General features: G+C 67.0%; 10 protein-coding genes. All 10 read right to left on the bottom strand.

Features of this window, described 5'->3' with window-relative positions; all coding sequences use genetic code 11:
- Positions 1–25 precede the first annotated feature (25 nt).
- The gene (locus tag IF809_RS13090; protein ID WP_128969086.1) at positions 26–1,033 is read right to left on the bottom strand and encodes an ATP-dependent DNA ligase; all 1,008 of its coding nucleotides are present in this window, start codon (positions 1,031–1,033) and stop codon (positions 26–28) included.
- Positions 1,034–1,178: 145 nt separating this feature from the next.
- The gene (gene trxA, locus IF809_RS13085) at positions 1,179–1,499 is read right to left on the bottom strand and encodes a thioredoxin (RefSeq protein WP_092289405.1); all 321 of its coding nucleotides are present in this window, start codon (positions 1,497–1,499) and stop codon (positions 1,179–1,181) included.
- A gap of 69 nt (positions 1,500–1,568) precedes the next feature.
- A complete protein-coding gene (gene addA, locus IF809_RS13080) occupies positions 1,569–5,078 on the bottom strand; it encodes a double-strand break repair helicase AddA (protein ID WP_462837770.1) in 3,510 nt (1,169 codons plus the stop codon).
- Positions 5,072–8,215 (bottom strand): double-strand break repair protein AddB, encoded by a 3,144-nt coding sequence (addB, locus tag IF809_RS13075; protein WP_462837769.1) that lies wholly within the window; start codon positions 8,213–8,215, stop codon positions 5,072–5,074. Before addB ends, addA begins: the two co-directional genes overlap by 7 nt.
- 210 nt (positions 8,216–8,425) lie before the next feature.
- Positions 8,426–9,148 carry a nucleotidyltransferase family protein gene (locus IF809_RS13070; protein WP_462837768.1) on the bottom strand — a complete coding sequence of 241 codons (723 nt, stop codon included), beginning with the start codon at positions 9,146–9,148 and terminating at the stop codon, positions 8,426–8,428.
- A 122-nt stretch (positions 9,149–9,270) separates the two neighbouring features.
- Entirely contained in the window at positions 9,271–9,588 is a 318-nt protein-coding gene (locus tag IF809_RS13065) for a PilZ domain-containing protein (protein ID WP_462837767.1), read from the bottom strand.
- An 88-nt stretch (positions 9,589–9,676) separates the two neighbouring features.
- Positions 9,677–11,197: a tRNA (adenosine(37)-N6)-threonylcarbamoyltransferase complex ATPase subunit type 1 TsaE gene (gene tsaE, locus IF809_RS13060; RefSeq protein ID WP_462837766.1), complete on the bottom strand. Its 1,521-nt coding sequence runs from the start codon at positions 11,195–11,197 to the stop codon at positions 9,677–9,679.
- A complete protein-coding gene (locus IF809_RS13055) occupies positions 11,194–13,698 on the bottom strand; it encodes a sensor histidine kinase (RefSeq protein ID WP_462837765.1) in 2,505 nt (834 codons plus the stop codon). Before IF809_RS13055 ends, tsaE begins: the two co-directional genes overlap by 4 nt.
- Positions 13,699–14,097: 399 nt before the next feature.
- Positions 14,098–14,556: a dUTP diphosphatase gene (gene dut / locus IF809_RS13050; RefSeq protein ID WP_462837764.1), complete on the bottom strand. Its 459-nt coding sequence runs from the start codon at positions 14,554–14,556 to the stop codon at positions 14,098–14,100.
- Entirely contained in the window at positions 14,553–16,001 is a 1,449-nt protein-coding gene (gene coaBC, locus IF809_RS13045; RefSeq protein WP_462837763.1) for a bifunctional phosphopantothenoylcysteine decarboxylase/phosphopantothenate--cysteine ligase CoaBC, read from the bottom strand. The genes dut and coaBC overlap by 4 nt, the downstream gene beginning before the upstream one ends.
- Positions 16,002–16,004 lie beyond the last annotated feature (3 nt).

Below are 16,004 nucleotides of genomic sequence, written 5' to 3'. Positions count from 1 at the left end.
TCGCGCTGCGTCCGGGGCAGGAGCATCACTTCAACATCTTCATCGGGTTCGCCACCTTCTGCTTCAATTGCTCGAACGTGCACTGTCGCGGCGCCTTGTCCGGACGCCAGCGCAGGATCGAGGTGCCGTGGCGGAAACGTTCGCCGCTGAAATGGTCGTAGCAGACCTCGATGACGAGCTTCGGCTCGAGCGGGCACCACTTCGCCGAACGTTCCGTCGACCAGCGGCTCGGCCCGCCCGGCGCATTGCCGGTGAAGCCGGGTTCGCCGATCAGCGCTTCCAGCCGGTCGGTCAGGGCAGGCTTTTCAGCCGCCTTGATCGCGGAGGTGAAGCCGACATGGTGCAGCAGGCCCTTGTCGTCGTAGAGTCCGAGCAGCAGTGAGCCGACCACCTTCCTCCCCGAGATCTTGTTGGTCGCATAGCGGAAGCCGCCGACCACGCAATCGGCGCTGCGAAACTTCTTGATTTTCTGCATGCCGTCGCGATTTCCCGCCTGATAGGGCAGGTCCATGCGCTTGGCGATCACGCCGTCCGAGCCGCCGCCGGATTGCGCCAGCCATTTCTGGGCCGTGGCGAAGCTTGTCGTCGCAGGCGAGAGGCGAAACAGGCTGCTCTTCAGATTGGTCTTCGCAAAGGCCTCCAGTGCCGGCCGGCGCTCGCTGAGCGGCGCCCCGGCAAGCTCCCGCTGCTTGGCCGTCGCGAGCAGATCGAAGACGAGATAGAGCGCCGGCGTTTCCTGCGAGAGTTTCGTCACACGGCTTGCGGCCGGATGAATCCGCTGCAGCAGTGCGTCGAAGGAAAAGCCCTTGGCCTGCGGCACGACGATCTCGCCGTCGAGCGTGAACCGGTCCGCCCTCAGCTTCAGCGCCGCGGCGACGATTTCAGGAAAATAGCGCGCGAGATCTTCACCGGACTTCGAGCGGAGATCGACGTGGCCGCGCTCGCGCGAGAGCAGGCAGCGAAAGCCGTCCCATTTCGGCTCGTACTGCCACTCCTTGCCCCGCGGGATCGCATCGACGGAACGAGCCTCCATCGCGACCAGCGAAGCCGATTTTCGCGCGCGTTTTGCGGGAGGGGCAGGCAAGGGCGGGACTCATCACACGCAGGACACGTTCCCTCAACGCAAACGGCCGGCATTTCGCCGGCCGTTGTCGAAAATAATTAGTGGCGCGGGTGGATCAGACCGCAGAGGTGATCCACTGCTGCAGCTTCGCCTTCGGCGCGGCGCCGACCTGGCGGGAGGCCATCTCGCCACCCTTGAAGATCATCAGGGTCGGGATCGACATCACGCCGTATTTCGAGGCGGTCTTCGGGCTCTCATCGACGTTGAGCTTCACGATCTTGACCTTGTCGCCCATCGCGCCGGCGATCTCGTCGAGGGCGGGCGCGATCATGCGGCAGGGGCCGCACCATTCGGCCCAGAAATCGACGACCACGGGGCCGTTCGCCTTGAGCACTTCGGCTTCGAAATCGCTGTCGGAAACCTTGCCAACGGCCATTGGAGTACCTCATTCGGTTGAAAGAGAATCGGCGCGACCTGGAATCGCGCCGGGGATCATGGCGTCAACCTATGAACGGCCCCTTGCCGGGTCAAGGACGCTCACACCGAGATGAACGGATGCCAGCGCCGCGTCCAGCGCGGGGGGCGAAATCTCCATGTATTCAAGGGCCTCGGTCCAGAGAAGGACGGCGCGGATGGGCTTTTGGGGATAAAGCCGCGACAGCACCGCCCGGTACAACGCAAGCTGCCGGACATAGGCGGCGGGCGCCTCGGCCGCGGTCCTGGGCGCGGCCTGGTTGGTCTTGAAATCGACGATCAAAACCTCCTCCGGACGAACGACCAGCCGGTCGATCTGGCCCGACACCAGCGCCGGCGGTCGCCCGGGCCGGTCGAGCTTGCCGACAATGGCGACCTCGGCCCGGCTGCCCGCGGCAAACACGGCTGCAAAGCGCGGCTCGGCAATCAGGGCGAGCACCTTGTCGGCGAGCGCAACGCGCTCAGCCTCCGCCCAGTCCGAGGCATTGCGCGCCATGAAGCCGAGCGCGGCCTCGCGGCGGCGTTCTACGGCCATGTCGGGCAGGGATTGCAGGAGACGGTGCACCAGCGTGCCGCGCTGCAACGCCAATGCGCGCGACTGCACCGATTCGCCTGATCGCACGCTGCGGCCTTCCTCCGCCGCCTGGCCGGACGGGCGCACCGGATCGTCCTCGATCATGTCGCGTGGTGCGCGCGTCCGCAGCCAGTCCGGCAGCGTGACCGAATGCTCTATTGAGGTCGCGGGCGGGCCGAGCGCAACGACGTCCTCGGGGCGGGCGAATCGGGTGACCTTGCCGAGCGGCGTCTCGATCGTCTCCTTCGCCAGGCCCGAGCCGGACAGCCCGGTGTCGATCAGATCGTACCAGCTCAGCTTGCGCACGGTCCGCATGTTGCCGGGCATGCAGCCGCCGACGATCAGCCGGTCGGCCGCGCGCGTCATCGCGACATAGAGCAGGCGGCGATATTCGTCCTCGGTCTCTTCCAGCATGGCCCTGCGCGCGTCCGCGACGGGCTTGGGATCATCGGCCTTGCGGCCGGCCCAGACCACGACCTCGCCGCCATTGCCGCGCGGCACGTGGATGAGGCGCACGCGCTGCGAGTCCGCGGGCGACGACGTGGTGTCCACCATGAACACGACGGAAGCTTCGAGGCCCTTGGCGCCGTGCACGGTCATGACCCGCACCTCGTCGCGCGAGATCTCCATGTCGCGCTTCACCTCGGTGTCGGCCGAGCGCAGCCAGGCCATGAAGCCCTGCAGCGAGGCCGGCGCCTTGCGCTCGTAATTGAGCGCCAGCTCCAGGAATTCGTCGAGCGCGTCGTTGGCTTCATGGCCGAGCCGGCGCAGGATGCGCGCCCGGCCGCCGTCGCCGCCGAGCAGCCATGCATAAAAGGCGAACGGCGTCTCCTCGCGCGCGCGGATCTCGCACGCTTCAAGCCGCCGCAGCACGGTCGCGAACTTCTCGCTGTCCGCCGCATGCTCGCCGAGCGCGCGGCGCAGCGATCCCTTGCGGGCATGAGCGAGCTGGAACAGATCGTCCTCATCGAGCCCGAACAGCGGACTCTTCAGCGCCACCGCCAGCGCAAGATCGTCCTGCGGCAGCAGCAGCGCATCCGCAAGGTTCATCAGGTCGATGATCGCGATATGCTCGGTGAGCTTGAGGCGATCGGCGCCGGCGACCGGGATGTTGGCGTGCTTCAGCGCCTGAATCACGGCATCGAACGCGTTGCCGCGCCGGCGCACCAGGATCAGCATGTCGCCATAGCGCAGCGGCCGCCGCTCGCCTTCGTGACCCGTCAGCGTGCCGCTCTCGACCAGCCGCTTGATCTCGGCCTGGATGCGGCGGGCGAGCTTGACCTCGGGGCTGGTGACGGCGACGCCGTCGAACGGCGCGCGCCAGCCCTCGATCTCCTGCCGGTCGTCGGCCTCCGCGAGGTCCCACAGCTCGATCACGCTGGGGCCGGCATCGGCGAGCGCATTGTGCAGGGGATGGCCGATCTCGACCGCATGGATGCTCTTGTAGATCTGGGGATCACGAAAGACGTGGTCGACCGAGTGCAGGATCGTCGCGCCGGAGCGGAACGAGTAGGTGAAGGCAACGGGATCGAACTTCAGACCGGCCGCCGTGAACTTGCGATGCAGCTCGCGCCGGCGCGCGTCGAACTCGTGCGGCGCTGCGCCTTGGAACGAGAAGATCGACTGCTTCTCGTCGCCGACCGCGAAGACGGTGCGGTTCAACCCGTCGCGCGCGCCTTCGCCGGCGGTGAACTCCGAGATGATGTGCGCGACGATGTCCCATTGCCGCGGGCTGGTGTCCTGGGCTTCGTCGATCAGGACGTGATCGACGCCGCGGTCGAGCTTGTAATGCACCCAGCCCGAGGAGATGCGGTCGAGCATCGCCAGTGTCTTGTCGATGAGATCGTCGTAGTCGAGCAGGCCGCGCTCCTGCTTCTCGCGGCGGTAGTTGGCGGCGGCGGCGGTCGCGATATGCAGCAGGGCCGCGGTACGGTCGCGCATGGTCACGGCGCGGCGCCTCTCGATCAATCCGCCGAGGCGAGACGCTTCGTTCTCGAACAGGCGCGCGACCGACGGATTGTGCTCGCCGAACTTCTTGGTCAACACCGCCTTGCGCGGCACCTTCTCGTCCGTGAGGAAGACGCAGAGATAGGCATCGACCTGCGCGGCGCCGGAGAACGCCTTGGCTTCGCGGAGCCGGCTCGCCTGATCGTTGTCGGATTTGCTGCCTTCCTCGAGCGCAAACGCAATGTCGTCCCAGCGCGAGCGCGGCAGGAATGGGCCGTCGAGGATCTCTGTCTCGACATCCTCGATGCCATCGTTCGGATCGACACCCAGCACGGCGGCCATCTGTTCGGCCGCTGCACCGGCATTGCCGGCCTCGTCGGTCCACGCCATGAAATGGTCGCGGCTCAGGCACGCCTCGCGCACGACCTCCTTGAAGGTGACATCGGCCGCGCTCGCCATTGCGGTCAGCAGCGCACGGCCGGTGACGCTGTCAGGTTCCCGGGCGGCCTCCAGCAGCACCTTCAGATTGGCGCGCTCCATCATGTCATTCTGGTCGCGATCGTCCATGACGGAAAAACGCGCGGGCACGTTGGCCTCGAACGGGAATTGCTGAAGCAAGCGTGTGCACAGCGCGTGGATGGTCTGCACCTTCAGCCCGCCCGGCGTCTCCAGCGCGCAGGCAAACAGCTTTCGTGCTTCGCGGCGCAATTTCCGATCGGGATGTGGGATGCCCACCGCGCGGATCGCGGCGTCGAGCGCGGTATCGTCAAGCGTCACCCAATGGCCAAGCGTGGTGAACACGCGCTCGGCCATGTTGGCGGCGGCGGCCTTTGTGAAGGTGATGCAGAGGATCTTCTCCGGCGGAACGCCCGACAGCAGCAGGCGGATCACGCGCTGCACCAGCACATGCGTCTTGCCGGAGCCGGCATTGGCCGACACGAAGGCCGACGCGGTCGGGTCGGACGCACGCGCCTGCCGTGCGCGCACTTCATCCGGAATGGGACGCGGGGCCTTCACCATTCCTCGATCCCCAGGCCGCCGGCCGCGGACCATTCCTTGATCCGGGCAAGGTCGTCATAGGTGCCGTAGCGGTTCGCCCACATCGGCAGGTTCAGCGAGATGTAGGGCTGGTTCTCGTCCTCGAAGGCGCGGATCAGTGCCTCCAGCTTGGCGCGCGCCTCGGTGGCGGCCGCATCTGGTGGCTGCGGTTCGTCGCCCGGCTTGTATTTGAGCTCGAGGATGCGCTCCTCGCCCGGCGGATTGTTGCCGCTCAGCCTGATATAGACGAGCTGGCTCACCGAGGCGCCAGCGTCGATGTCGGGAAAGCCGCCTTCGCGCAGGATGGCCGCTTCCAGCGTCAGCTGCGGCGACAGGCCCATGCGGACCTGCTTGCCTGATGGCGGCTGGCCGGTTTTGTAGTCGAGGATGACATAGCTGCCGCCCTGGCGCCGCTCGATGCGGTCCGCGCGCGCGGAAAGGATAAAGCTGCGCTCATTGTCGAGCCGGATCGAGATCTGGCCGCGCGTCTCGGCGGTGATGGCTTCGATCGCGTCGCGTCGCGCCGTCTCCCACTCGCCGAACCAGCGCGCGATGCGCTGGAAGCGCGGCCACCACAGCGCGCGCGCCTCGGGCCGCTCCATCAGCGGGGCAAAATGCTTCTCGCCGATCGCCCGGAGCACGCGGGCGGGATCGTCGGGCAGGCGCGTCGCATAGCTTTCGGTGAATTCGCCGATCGCATCGTGGATCGCCGAGCCGCGATCGGCGGCCGAGAGCGGCATGTCGACGGGATCGAGCGCATCCAGCCGCAGAATATATTTCGCATAGATCGTGTAGGGGTCGCGCAGCCAGTCCTCGATCGCGGTCACCGACATCTTCAGCGGCCGCGTCGCGCGCGGCGGGCGCGGCTCGGGCTGCTTGACCGGCTCGACCTTATCGGGCTGATCCAGCGCGCCCGCGAACCGCACGTATTTCTCGCCGGCGCGGACAGCCGCCTTCCAGAGCTCGTCGCCCGCGACGGCCTCAAGCCGGTGCAGGAAGCGCGAGGCCACGGCGGGCGCGCCGCCGGCCTTGGCCGAATGGGTGAGAATCACCTCGTCGCCGCCGAGCAGCTGGGCGAAGTCGTGCGCGGAGAGGCCGATACGCCGCTCCGGCAGGTCGAGCCCGAGCTCGTGCCGCATCGGCCGGCTGAGCCAGGGATCGATGCGCGGCGCCGGCGGCCAGACGCCCTCGATCAGCCCGCCGATGATGATGCGGTCGGCCTGCATCAGGCGCGATTCCAGCGGGCCATAGATCTGCAGGCGCGCACCCGGCTTGTCCCGCCGGCGCACGGCGCGGTCGCTGAATGCGGTCTGGAAGACGTCGGCATAGTCGGGCAGCGTCACCATCAGGCCGCTGGTCGTGCCGCCGCGCAAGAGATCGTCGAAGGCGCCGGCAAGCGCAAGGCCCTCGCGCTCCTCGAAGGCGAGCGGAACGCCCTGCTCGTCGCGCGACAGCGCGATCATGATCTCGCGATGGCGATGCGCCAGCTCGGCGAAGTCGAACGGCTTCGATGCCGCGAGACTTTCGATCGGCGCCAACGCCTTCTGCAACGTGTCGATCAGCGCCGCGATGCGGTCGAGATCCTCGGCCTTGAGGCGAGCGCGTGGTTCGGCGGCGTGCAGCGCGGAGGCCTCGTTGCGCCACAGCTTTGCCAGCTCCTCACGAAAGCGGTTGAACTCGCGCAGGAGACCGCTTGTGCCTGCAGGCGGTCGCGTGCCCCGCAGCACCGCAAGCTCGAGGTCCTCGATTGCGGCCTTCCAGGCGCCCGATGCGCGACCGAGCCGGCACAGCGGATGTTTCAGCATCGCCAGCAGCGTCGGCGGCTCCAAGCCCCTGGTCGCCGCCTCGGCCGCGAGGCGCGCGAACACGCCGGCCGAGGTTTCCATCAGCACGTCGCCGCCGGAATCATCGAAGGCAAGGTCCCATCGCGTCAGCGCGGCCATCACCCGCCGCGCCAGCGCGCGGTCCGGCGTCACCAGCGCCGCCGATTTGCCCAGATGCCGCGCCTCGCGCATCGCGATGGCGATGGCGAGCGCTTCCATTTCGGGATTGGGCGCTTCGACCACCGCGAGGTTTTTCATGCCGCCAGCGATCTTCGCTGCGACATCGGGCTGCTTCAGCCGGTCGTGCCAGACTTCCGTCTTGGCGGAGGGGCGCATCGATTCGGACGCGAGCAGATCGCGGCCGTCGTCCGCCGGCGGCTGGAGAATCTCCACATCGCTGCGCTTGATGCCGAAGCGATCCAGCAGCGCATGCATGGCATATTGCGGATGGTTCGAGGTGGGATTCTCGGTGATGCCCAGCAGGTCCCTACTGCCGCCGATGCTGCGCCAGGCATCCTCGTCGAGATCGGTGTCGAGACCAGGCAGCACCACCGCGCCATGCGGCAGCGAAGCGACCGCGTGCAAAAACTTAGCGGTCGCCGGCATCGAGCCGGTCGAGCCGGCCGCGATCACCGGGCCATTCGGATGCGCGGTCAGCCGTTTGGCTTCCGCGGCGATCAGCAGATCGCGCCGTGCCGCCGGCTCGATCCGGTTGATCTCGGCAAGATGTGCGGGCCAGGCGATGCGCGCGATGCGCAGGAAGTCGAGCGAGTGCTGCCAGTAGCGGTCGAGCATATCGGGCACGAGGCCGTCGAGCGCGCTCCATGCGACGCCGCGCGTCACCATGTCGTCGATCAGGCGGGCGAGATCGCCGGCCAGCGCCAGCGTCGAGGCGGGGCCGCCGACCACCAGCGGCGCCAGCACGGGGCCCTTGGCCCAGGCGGCAACGAGCTGGGCCAGTGTCAGGCGCCGTTCCAGCTCGCCGAGCCGCGGCGGAATCTCGAGCGGCGTGGCGCCGGAAAACTGCTCGCCTTCGTCGGCGAAGGCGAGCTCGTCCTCGTCGATGTCGCCGAGCGCGACGATGCGCGGCAGCACCACGGCATCGGCCTTCATCTGGTCGAGAAAGATCTCGCGGACGACGCGCATGGCGCGCCGCGTCGGCAGGTAGAGCGTGGCATCCGCCAGCCGCGCCGGTTCCTTGCGCGCCTCGAATCCGTCCACCAGCCGCCCGTCGAGCAGAGCCGAGACGATCGTGCGCAGGAACGGAACTGAGAGCGGAACGCTGAAAACGCGCATGGTCTGCCTGATTCGAAGGATCAGGCAATATAGGCACGCGGACTCAAATGGTCATGGGCCGGGGTGAAGTCGTCCCCGCTGTTCGCGGGAAACGGTCTCGTAGGGTCGGCAAAGCGAAGCGTGTCCACGCATTTTCTGCGATCGAGAGAGATGGTGGGCACGGCGCTACCGCGCCTTTACCCACCCTACGGCACCATCTTCGTGGCAGGCCTACGCCACGCTCTCCAGAAACGCCTCTTCCGCGGCGTGCACCGCGTCGGGCGTGCCGACATGCATCCAGACGCCGTCGAGGCGCAGGCCGAACAGGCGCTCCTGCTCATTGGCGCGGTCGAACATCCTGGTCAACGAGAACTCGCCCTGCGGCGCGCCTTCGAAGATCCTGGGCGACAGGATGGCGGCGCCGGCATAGACGAACGGGACGATCTCTTTTTCCTTGCGCTTGCGCAGCGCGCCGTCGGGCAGCATGCCGTAATCGCCGCGACCGCTATAGCCGATGCTGGTCGCCGTCGGCGCCATCAGCAGCAGGATGTCCATGCGGTCCGGGTCGAAATTCTCCGCGAGCCGCGCCAGGTTGGAGCGCACGCCGTCGATCCACAGCGTGTCGGAATTGACGTGGAAGAACGGCGCGTCGCCGAGCAGCGGCAGCGCCTTGACCACGCCGCCGCCGGTGCCGAGCACCTGGTCGCGCTCGTCCGAGATGATCACGCGCGGATGCTGGCGGGTTGCGGTGTGCTCGATGATCTGGTCCGGCAGGTAATGGACGTTGACCACGGCCTCGCTGACGCCGGCCTGAGCCAGCTTGTCGAGCACGTGGTCGAGCAGCGGCTGTCCTGCCACCGGCACCATCGGCTTCGGCATCTTATCCGTCAACGGACGCATGCGCAGGCCGAACCCCGCGGCGAGCACCATGGCTTTGGTCGGTTTGACGGACATCCTTCGCTTTCTCGAACCTCGAAGTCTCTATTTGCGGCAGCCTAGCACGGGCCCCGACCCGCCGCACCGCGTCTGAACCGCCTTAGCCACCTGCCGTGACGGTTGTGCGACGTGTGTTGCCGTCACGCCCCAGCGGCTGTGGAACGCGCCTTTTTCTTCTTGTCGCCGGCTTTCAGGAAATTGACGCCGATCTGGTCGCCATTCACCCAGGCCAGTTCGCAACGCCGGTACGCAAGCCCGGTCGACGACAGCACCAGGAAAAATTCCTTCAGGTACAGACCCTCGACAGAGCCGTCGATGGTCAGCTTGGCGCCGGTCTCGGAGACGTCCTCCATGGTGCATTCGCGCCGCCAGGTGCCGTCGATGCCCATCATCTGGGCCGGTACCCCACGCTCGAAAACGACCCTGTTGGTCCCGCGATGGTCCGCCTTGACCGCCATCTGCCCTGCTCCAGCCCCGTATTCATCCGGCTGCCCGCGGGCGAGAATACCGGTGCGATGGCTAACAGCCGGTAAACCGGTTCCTGTTTCAGGATTGGGGCGGCGGAACGTTGGCGAGGTACCAGTCGCGCAAAGGCTCGAGCGCGGGATGCCCGAGGGAGCGCTGCAGATAGGTCCAGATCCGCGGCTGGTGGCGCAGATAATGCGGCTTGCCGTCGCGGCGGTTGAGCCGGGCGAAAGTGCCGAGCAGGCGCGTGTTGCGCTGCGCCGACATGATGGCATAGAGCTCGGCAAAACCGGCGGGATCGAAGCTCGCATCTTCGGTGCGGCGCGCCTTGATGTAGCGCGACAGCAGCGTCAGCTCGAGGCTCTCAGGGACGTCGATGCGCGCATCCTGCAGCAGCGACACCACGTCGTAGGAGCGCGGCCCGAGCACGGTGTCCTGGAAATCGATCACGCCGACCCGTTCGATGCCGGCGCGCTCGGCGAGCCAGATCAGATTGGGCGAGTGGTAGTCGCGGATGATCCAGGTCTTCGGCGCGGCCAGCGGCTTCTTCAGGAGCTCGCGCCACATCGCGAAGAATTCCGCGCGCTTCTCCTCGCTCAGCGGCGCGTTGCGATCGGGCAGATACCATTCCGGCATCAAGCCGATCTCGATCAGCAGCGCCTCGGTGTCGAAAGCGGGAATCCTGTAGGTCTGCCCGTCCAGCGGCAGGGATTCCGGCAGCGCCCTGCCGTGGAGCATGGCCAGCACGTCGGTTGCCGCCTCATAGCGCTCGGGGATCGGCCGCGGCGGATTGCCTTCAACCACGCCTTCGCTGCCGAAATCTTCCGAGATCAGGAAGCCGTGGTCGAGATCGACATGGTGGATCTTCGGCGCGGAAATTCCTTGCGCGCGCAGGCCCTCGTCGATCGCGACGAACGGTTTGATGTTCTCGGCGAGATGCACCGCGGCGCTGTAGGACTTGCCATTGTAGATCGCAGCGCCATCGGGGCGCTGCGGCGAGTTCATGAGGATGACGATGCCGTCGTCGCGGAACAGGCGCGCATAGGAGCGCGTCGAGGCATCACCCGCCATGCGTCTGCGGCCAGCGTCGAGATAGCCTGACGCGTCGAGGAATTCGCGCAGGGACTTCAGCCGCGCAATGGTCGCGGCGCTCTTGCCGTAGCCGGTGATGTCGGCGGCGCGCGCCGTCGATCCCAGCTCCGGGCGATGCGTCAGCGCGATATCGATGCGGTCTTCGGGCATCGCCGATGGCGCGCGCTCGGGCCATTCGATCAGCACCAGCGTGGCGTCGGGCAAGGGCGACAGCCCGATCTCCTCGAGCTCGCTTTCGCCCTCGACGCGATAGAGGTCGGCGTGCATTACCGCGAACGCCGGCAGCTCGTAGCCCTGCACCAGCGTGAAGGTCGGGCTCGGCACTTCCAGCTCGTCATCGCCGGCGAGATAGCGGATCAGGCTGCGCGCGGCCGCGGTCTTCCCGGCGCCGAGATCGCCTGTCAGCGTGATGGTGTCGCCGGGGCCGATCAGCAGCGCGAGGTCGGCCATCAATTGCGCAGTCGCCGTCTCGTCTTGGAGCGCAACGGAGAGTGTGGCTGGTTCGCTCATTCGGCGGCGTCGCGATGCGCCGCCTGGTCTGTCGGGAAGTCGCAAGTGACGACCGTGCCTTTGCCGACGACCGAATCCACCTGCACCTTGCCGCCATGCAGCTCGACGAAGGAGCGCACCAGCGACAGGCCGAGCCCGGCGCCGCGATGACGCGAGCCCTGGGAGCGGCTTTCGAACCAGTTGAACACCTTGTCCTTCATGTCGGCGGGTATTCCAGGTCCGGAATCTGTCACAATGAAGACCACGCTGTGCTCGGTGCGGCGCGCGCTGATGCCGACGGTGGAATCCTGCGGCGAGAAGCCGACTGCGTTGGCGAGCAGATTATAGAGCACCTGCACCACGCGCTTCTCGTCCCCGATGAAGCTGCCGACGTTGGGCGCGATTTCGACCTTGAGGCGGATGCGGTCGGTGGCGAGCCGGTCCTGGATGCCTTCGGCGGCGAGCTCGATGGTCTTGCTGACGTCGACCGGGCCGAGCTCCAGCTTCATGGCCCCGGCGTCGATGGTGGCGAGATCGAGGATGTTGTTGGTCAGCGCCAGCAGCGCGTTGGTCGATTTGGTGACGTAGTCGAGATATTCGGCCTGCTTCGGCGTCAGCGGCCCGGTCGAGGGGTCGCTGAGGAAATGCGCGAAGCCGATGATGGTGGTGAGCGGCGAGCGCAGCTCGTAGGAGACGTGGTGGACGAAATCCACCTTCATCTGGTCGGCGGCTTCCAGCGCCTCGTTGCGCTCGCGCAGCGCGCGCTCGACGTTCTCGGTGTCGGTGATGTCGAGGAAGGTCAGCATGGTGGCGCCGTCGTGCAGCGGACGGATCATGCCGTCGAGCACGCTGCCGTCCTTGCGCTCCAGCTTCAGCGGTACGTCGGCGCGGTTCTCGATCGAGGTGATGGCCTCGCGGATCTGGCGCCAGACCGCGGGGTCGTCGAACAGCTGGTGGCACCAGCCTTCGACGGTCTGGATGTGCGGCTCCTCGCGCATGGAATCGTTCGAGAGCTTCCACATCCTCAGGAACGCCGGATTGAACAGCTGCGCCTTGCCGTTGCTGCCGAACACGGCGACGCCCTCGGCGAGGCTGTCGAGCGTCTCGCGCTGGACCCGGATCATGCCGTCGAAGCGGCGGGCGAGTTCGAGGCTTTCGGTGACGTCGTCGAACAGATAGGTGACGCCGCCCTCGGGATTGGGCGTGGTGACGACGGACAGCGCGCGGCCATCGGGCAGGTACCAGGTGTCCTTGGCGGCCTCGACCGCGCGATAGGCCTCGTGCAGCTTGGCCTTCCAGGCGCGGAAGTCCGGTTGCTCCGGCAATTTGCGCGCGGCGCGGAGCTGGTCGAGCACGCTGGAATCGTCGGGGTGGGTGTCGAGGAAGCTGCGGTCGAGATCCCACAGCCGGCGGTAGGAATCGTTGTAGAAGGCGAGCCGGCGCTGGCCGTCGAACACGGCAACGCCTGACGAGAGCTGGTCGAGCGTGCGGCGATGCGCCTCCGCCATCCGCACCAGCGCCGCGCTCAGCGCATCGGCCTCGCTGGCATCGATCGCGACGCCGACGCTGCCATGGCCGACATTGACGGCGCGCACGTCGTACATGCGCCGCTCGCCGCCGATCACGATCGGCAGGCGCGAGGTAAAGCTCGCAGCCTCTTTCAGGCCGCGCTCCATGGCGGTGCGGTCGGCGCTGTCGAGCAGCTCGAGCTTGCGGTCCTGGGCGTCAGCGATGCTGGTCGCCTCGGTGGCGCGGACATAGGCCGGGTTGGCAAAGGTCAGCGCGCCGTTCTCGCCCTTGGCCCAGATCGGCCACGGGCTAGCTGCGGCGAAGCCGCGCAGCATCTCGGTTTCGTCGGAGAGCGCCCTGTAGCGCAGATTGGTCTCGGCCAGGTCCCGCCGCAGACCGGACAATTCGCGAATCCGGACAATGGCCTGGCCGCCGATGGCGCGGCCGATCGCTTCCAGCGTATGGCCGTTGGCGGTGGTCAGCGTCAGCTGGAAACCGTCGCCGCGTTCGCGCAAGTGATCGACGGCGTGATCCATCTGCAGCGCCGGTTCCGGCGGCAGCCAGGTTCCAAAGGCGAGCACGCGCTGCGGCGACGAATCACGCGGCAGCACCATGGAGATGTCGCCGGAGATCTGCGCGCGATCGTCGCCGGCCGGCCAGGAGATCAGGACCTGCGGTTCGGCGAACAGCAGCGCGCCGAAGCGGTCGGCCTGCAACTGGAGTTCCCTGATTCGCCCGCGCAACGCCGCCTCGCTCTTGGCGGTGCGCACGCGCGTGCGCATCAAGAGGATCGCGGCCATGACCGAGAAGCCGAGCAAGGCCAGCGCGGTGGCCAGCACCGCGAGCTCCTGCCGGTTGAAATCCAGCAATATCGAGAGTGTGTCGACAAGGTCGGAGGCTTTCGCCGGCTCAGCCGGCAGCAGCGCTGCGAGAGCGCCTCCCAACAAGCCGTTGCGCGCCAACGATGTGCACGACAACAGCGTCCGACGCATCGACACGATCACGCCTGACATAGTTGCCCCAAGACCGCACGAATTTACGCGCGGCGACCCCCGCCGCGCGCGAATCAAAAGACAATACCCTCACCGCGACTCCACCGGTAAGAGTCCAGATCGTGAACGCAAAGGCGGTCTTACAAAAATGCCGAGTGTGGAGTTCCGGCGTCACGGGATTCTGCGGGTGAGATGCGCGTCAGCCGATGCGGATGAGACTCGATCGCGCTCCAACGCAGGTAGGTTCCCTCCCCCCTTGTGGGGGAGGGTTAGGGAGAGGGGTAGCCAAGCAAAAGGTGCTGATGATGCAGCGCTAGCGGGACGGCGGAGAGAATCCTCGTGTGGCCCCCCTCCCTGCCCCTCCCCCACAAGGGGGGAGGGAACGGAGAGAGCGCCGCGGTCGATTGAGCTCGATGCGACCTACCGACCCGTCGACCCAAACCCACCGGCGCCGCGATCGGTCGAGGACAGTGTGGCCACGGGAACCAGCGTGGCCTGAAGCACCGGCGCGATCACCATCTGCGCGATGCGCTCGCCGCGCTTGATCACGAACGGGCTGGCGCCGTGGTTGATCAGGATCACCTTGATCTCGCCGCGATAGTCGGCGTCGATGGTGCCGGGCGTGTTCAGCACGGTGACGCCGTGCTTGGCGGCAAGCCCGGAGCGCGGTCGCACCTGGGCCTCATGTCCCGGCGGCAAGGCAATCGCCAGCCCGGTCGGCACCAGCGCGTATTGGCCCGGCGCGAGCGTGATCGGCTCGCCCTCCGGCACCGCCGCCATCAAATCGAGGCCGGCGGCCTGCGCGGTTTGATAGGCCGGCAGGGCCAAGCCTTCCGCATGGGGCAGGCGCTGCAGTTCGACCGTGACTTTGTTGCTCAAGATGCCGGCTCCGGAGATTTCTTGGTCGCGCTTTTCACGATATGCGCGACCAGCTCGATGGCGACCTGTTCCTTGGTCATGACAGGCCAGGAATCAACTGTGATCTCGTTGTTATTCTCGGCATTCTTGCTGATGAGGTGCACGGTGTTGCGGTCGCCGCCCATCACGCCTGTGGCGGGCGAGACGTCGTTGGCGACGATCCAGTCGCAGCCCTTGCGGGCGAGCTTGGTCTTGGCATTCTCGATGAGATGCTCGGTCTCGGCGGCGAAGCCGATCACCAGCGGAGGGCGCTTTTCAGTGAGCTTGGAGATCGTGGCGAGGATATCGGGGTTCTCGACCAGCTGAAGCGGCGGCATGCCGGCTGACGTCTTCTTCAGCTTCTGCTCGCCTTCATTGGCGACGCGCCAGTCGGCGACGGCGGCGGCGAAGATCGCGATGTCGGCGGGCAGCGCGGATTGCACCTGCTCCAGCATTTGCCGCGCCGATTCCACGTGCTTCACCGTGACGCCGGCGGGATCATCGAGATCGACCGGGCCGCTCACCAGGACCACCTCGGCGCCCGCGGCCTGCGCAGCGGCGGCAATGGCAAAGCCCTGCTTGCCGGAGGAGCGATTGGCGATATAGCGCACCGGATCGATCGGCTCGTGGGTGGGTCCCGCCGTGATCAGCACGCGCTTGCCGGCGAGCGGCCGCGGCACCGGCGGCCGCAGCAGTTTGTCGGCAGCGTTGGCGATCTCGATGGCTTCCGACATGCGGCCGATGCCGGCTTCGCCGGCTTCGGCCATCTCGCCGGAATTGGGGCCGATCAGCACCACGCCGTCGCGCTGCAGCTGCGCGACGTTGCGGCGGGTGGCGGCGTTGTTCCACATCAGCGGATTCATCGCCGGGGCCAGCAGGATTTTTCTGTTGGTCGCGAGCAGGATCGCGCTGGCGAGATCGTCGGCATGGCCGTTCGCCATCTTCGCCATCAAATCGGCGGTGGCCGGCGCCACCACGATCAGATCGCAGTCGCGCGCCAGCCGGATATGGCCGGCGTCGAACTCGCTCTGGGGGTCGAACAGGTCGGTATGGACGCGCTCATGCGACAGCGCGCTTGCAGCCATCGGCGTGACGAATTGCTGCGCCGCGTTGGTCAGCACGCAGCGGACCTCGATGCGGCGCTCCTTCAGCCGGCGGATCAGATCGAGCGACTTGTAGGCGGCGATGCCGCCCCCGATGATCAGGGTGACGCTGGCCTCGGGGAGGGCGCCGGTGCGCTGGGGCGCCGGGACGCTGGATGGTGCGGGAGGCGCGGAAAACGGCGTCAGCGGCTCCTCGCGGCCCTCGATCAGCTCCCGCAGGATGACTCGGACCTCTTCCTCCACCGACCGGCGATTCCTCGCCGACCGCAGCCGCAAATAGGTTTTGACGGCGTCGTCGAGCTTGCGGATGGTCAGGCTTGCCATGAC

This window comes from Bradyrhizobium sp. UFLA06-24, assembly GCF_054967145.1.
The sequence above is the reverse complement of the archived record's forward strand: the minus strand, read 5'-3'. Positions and strand labels throughout refer to the sequence as shown.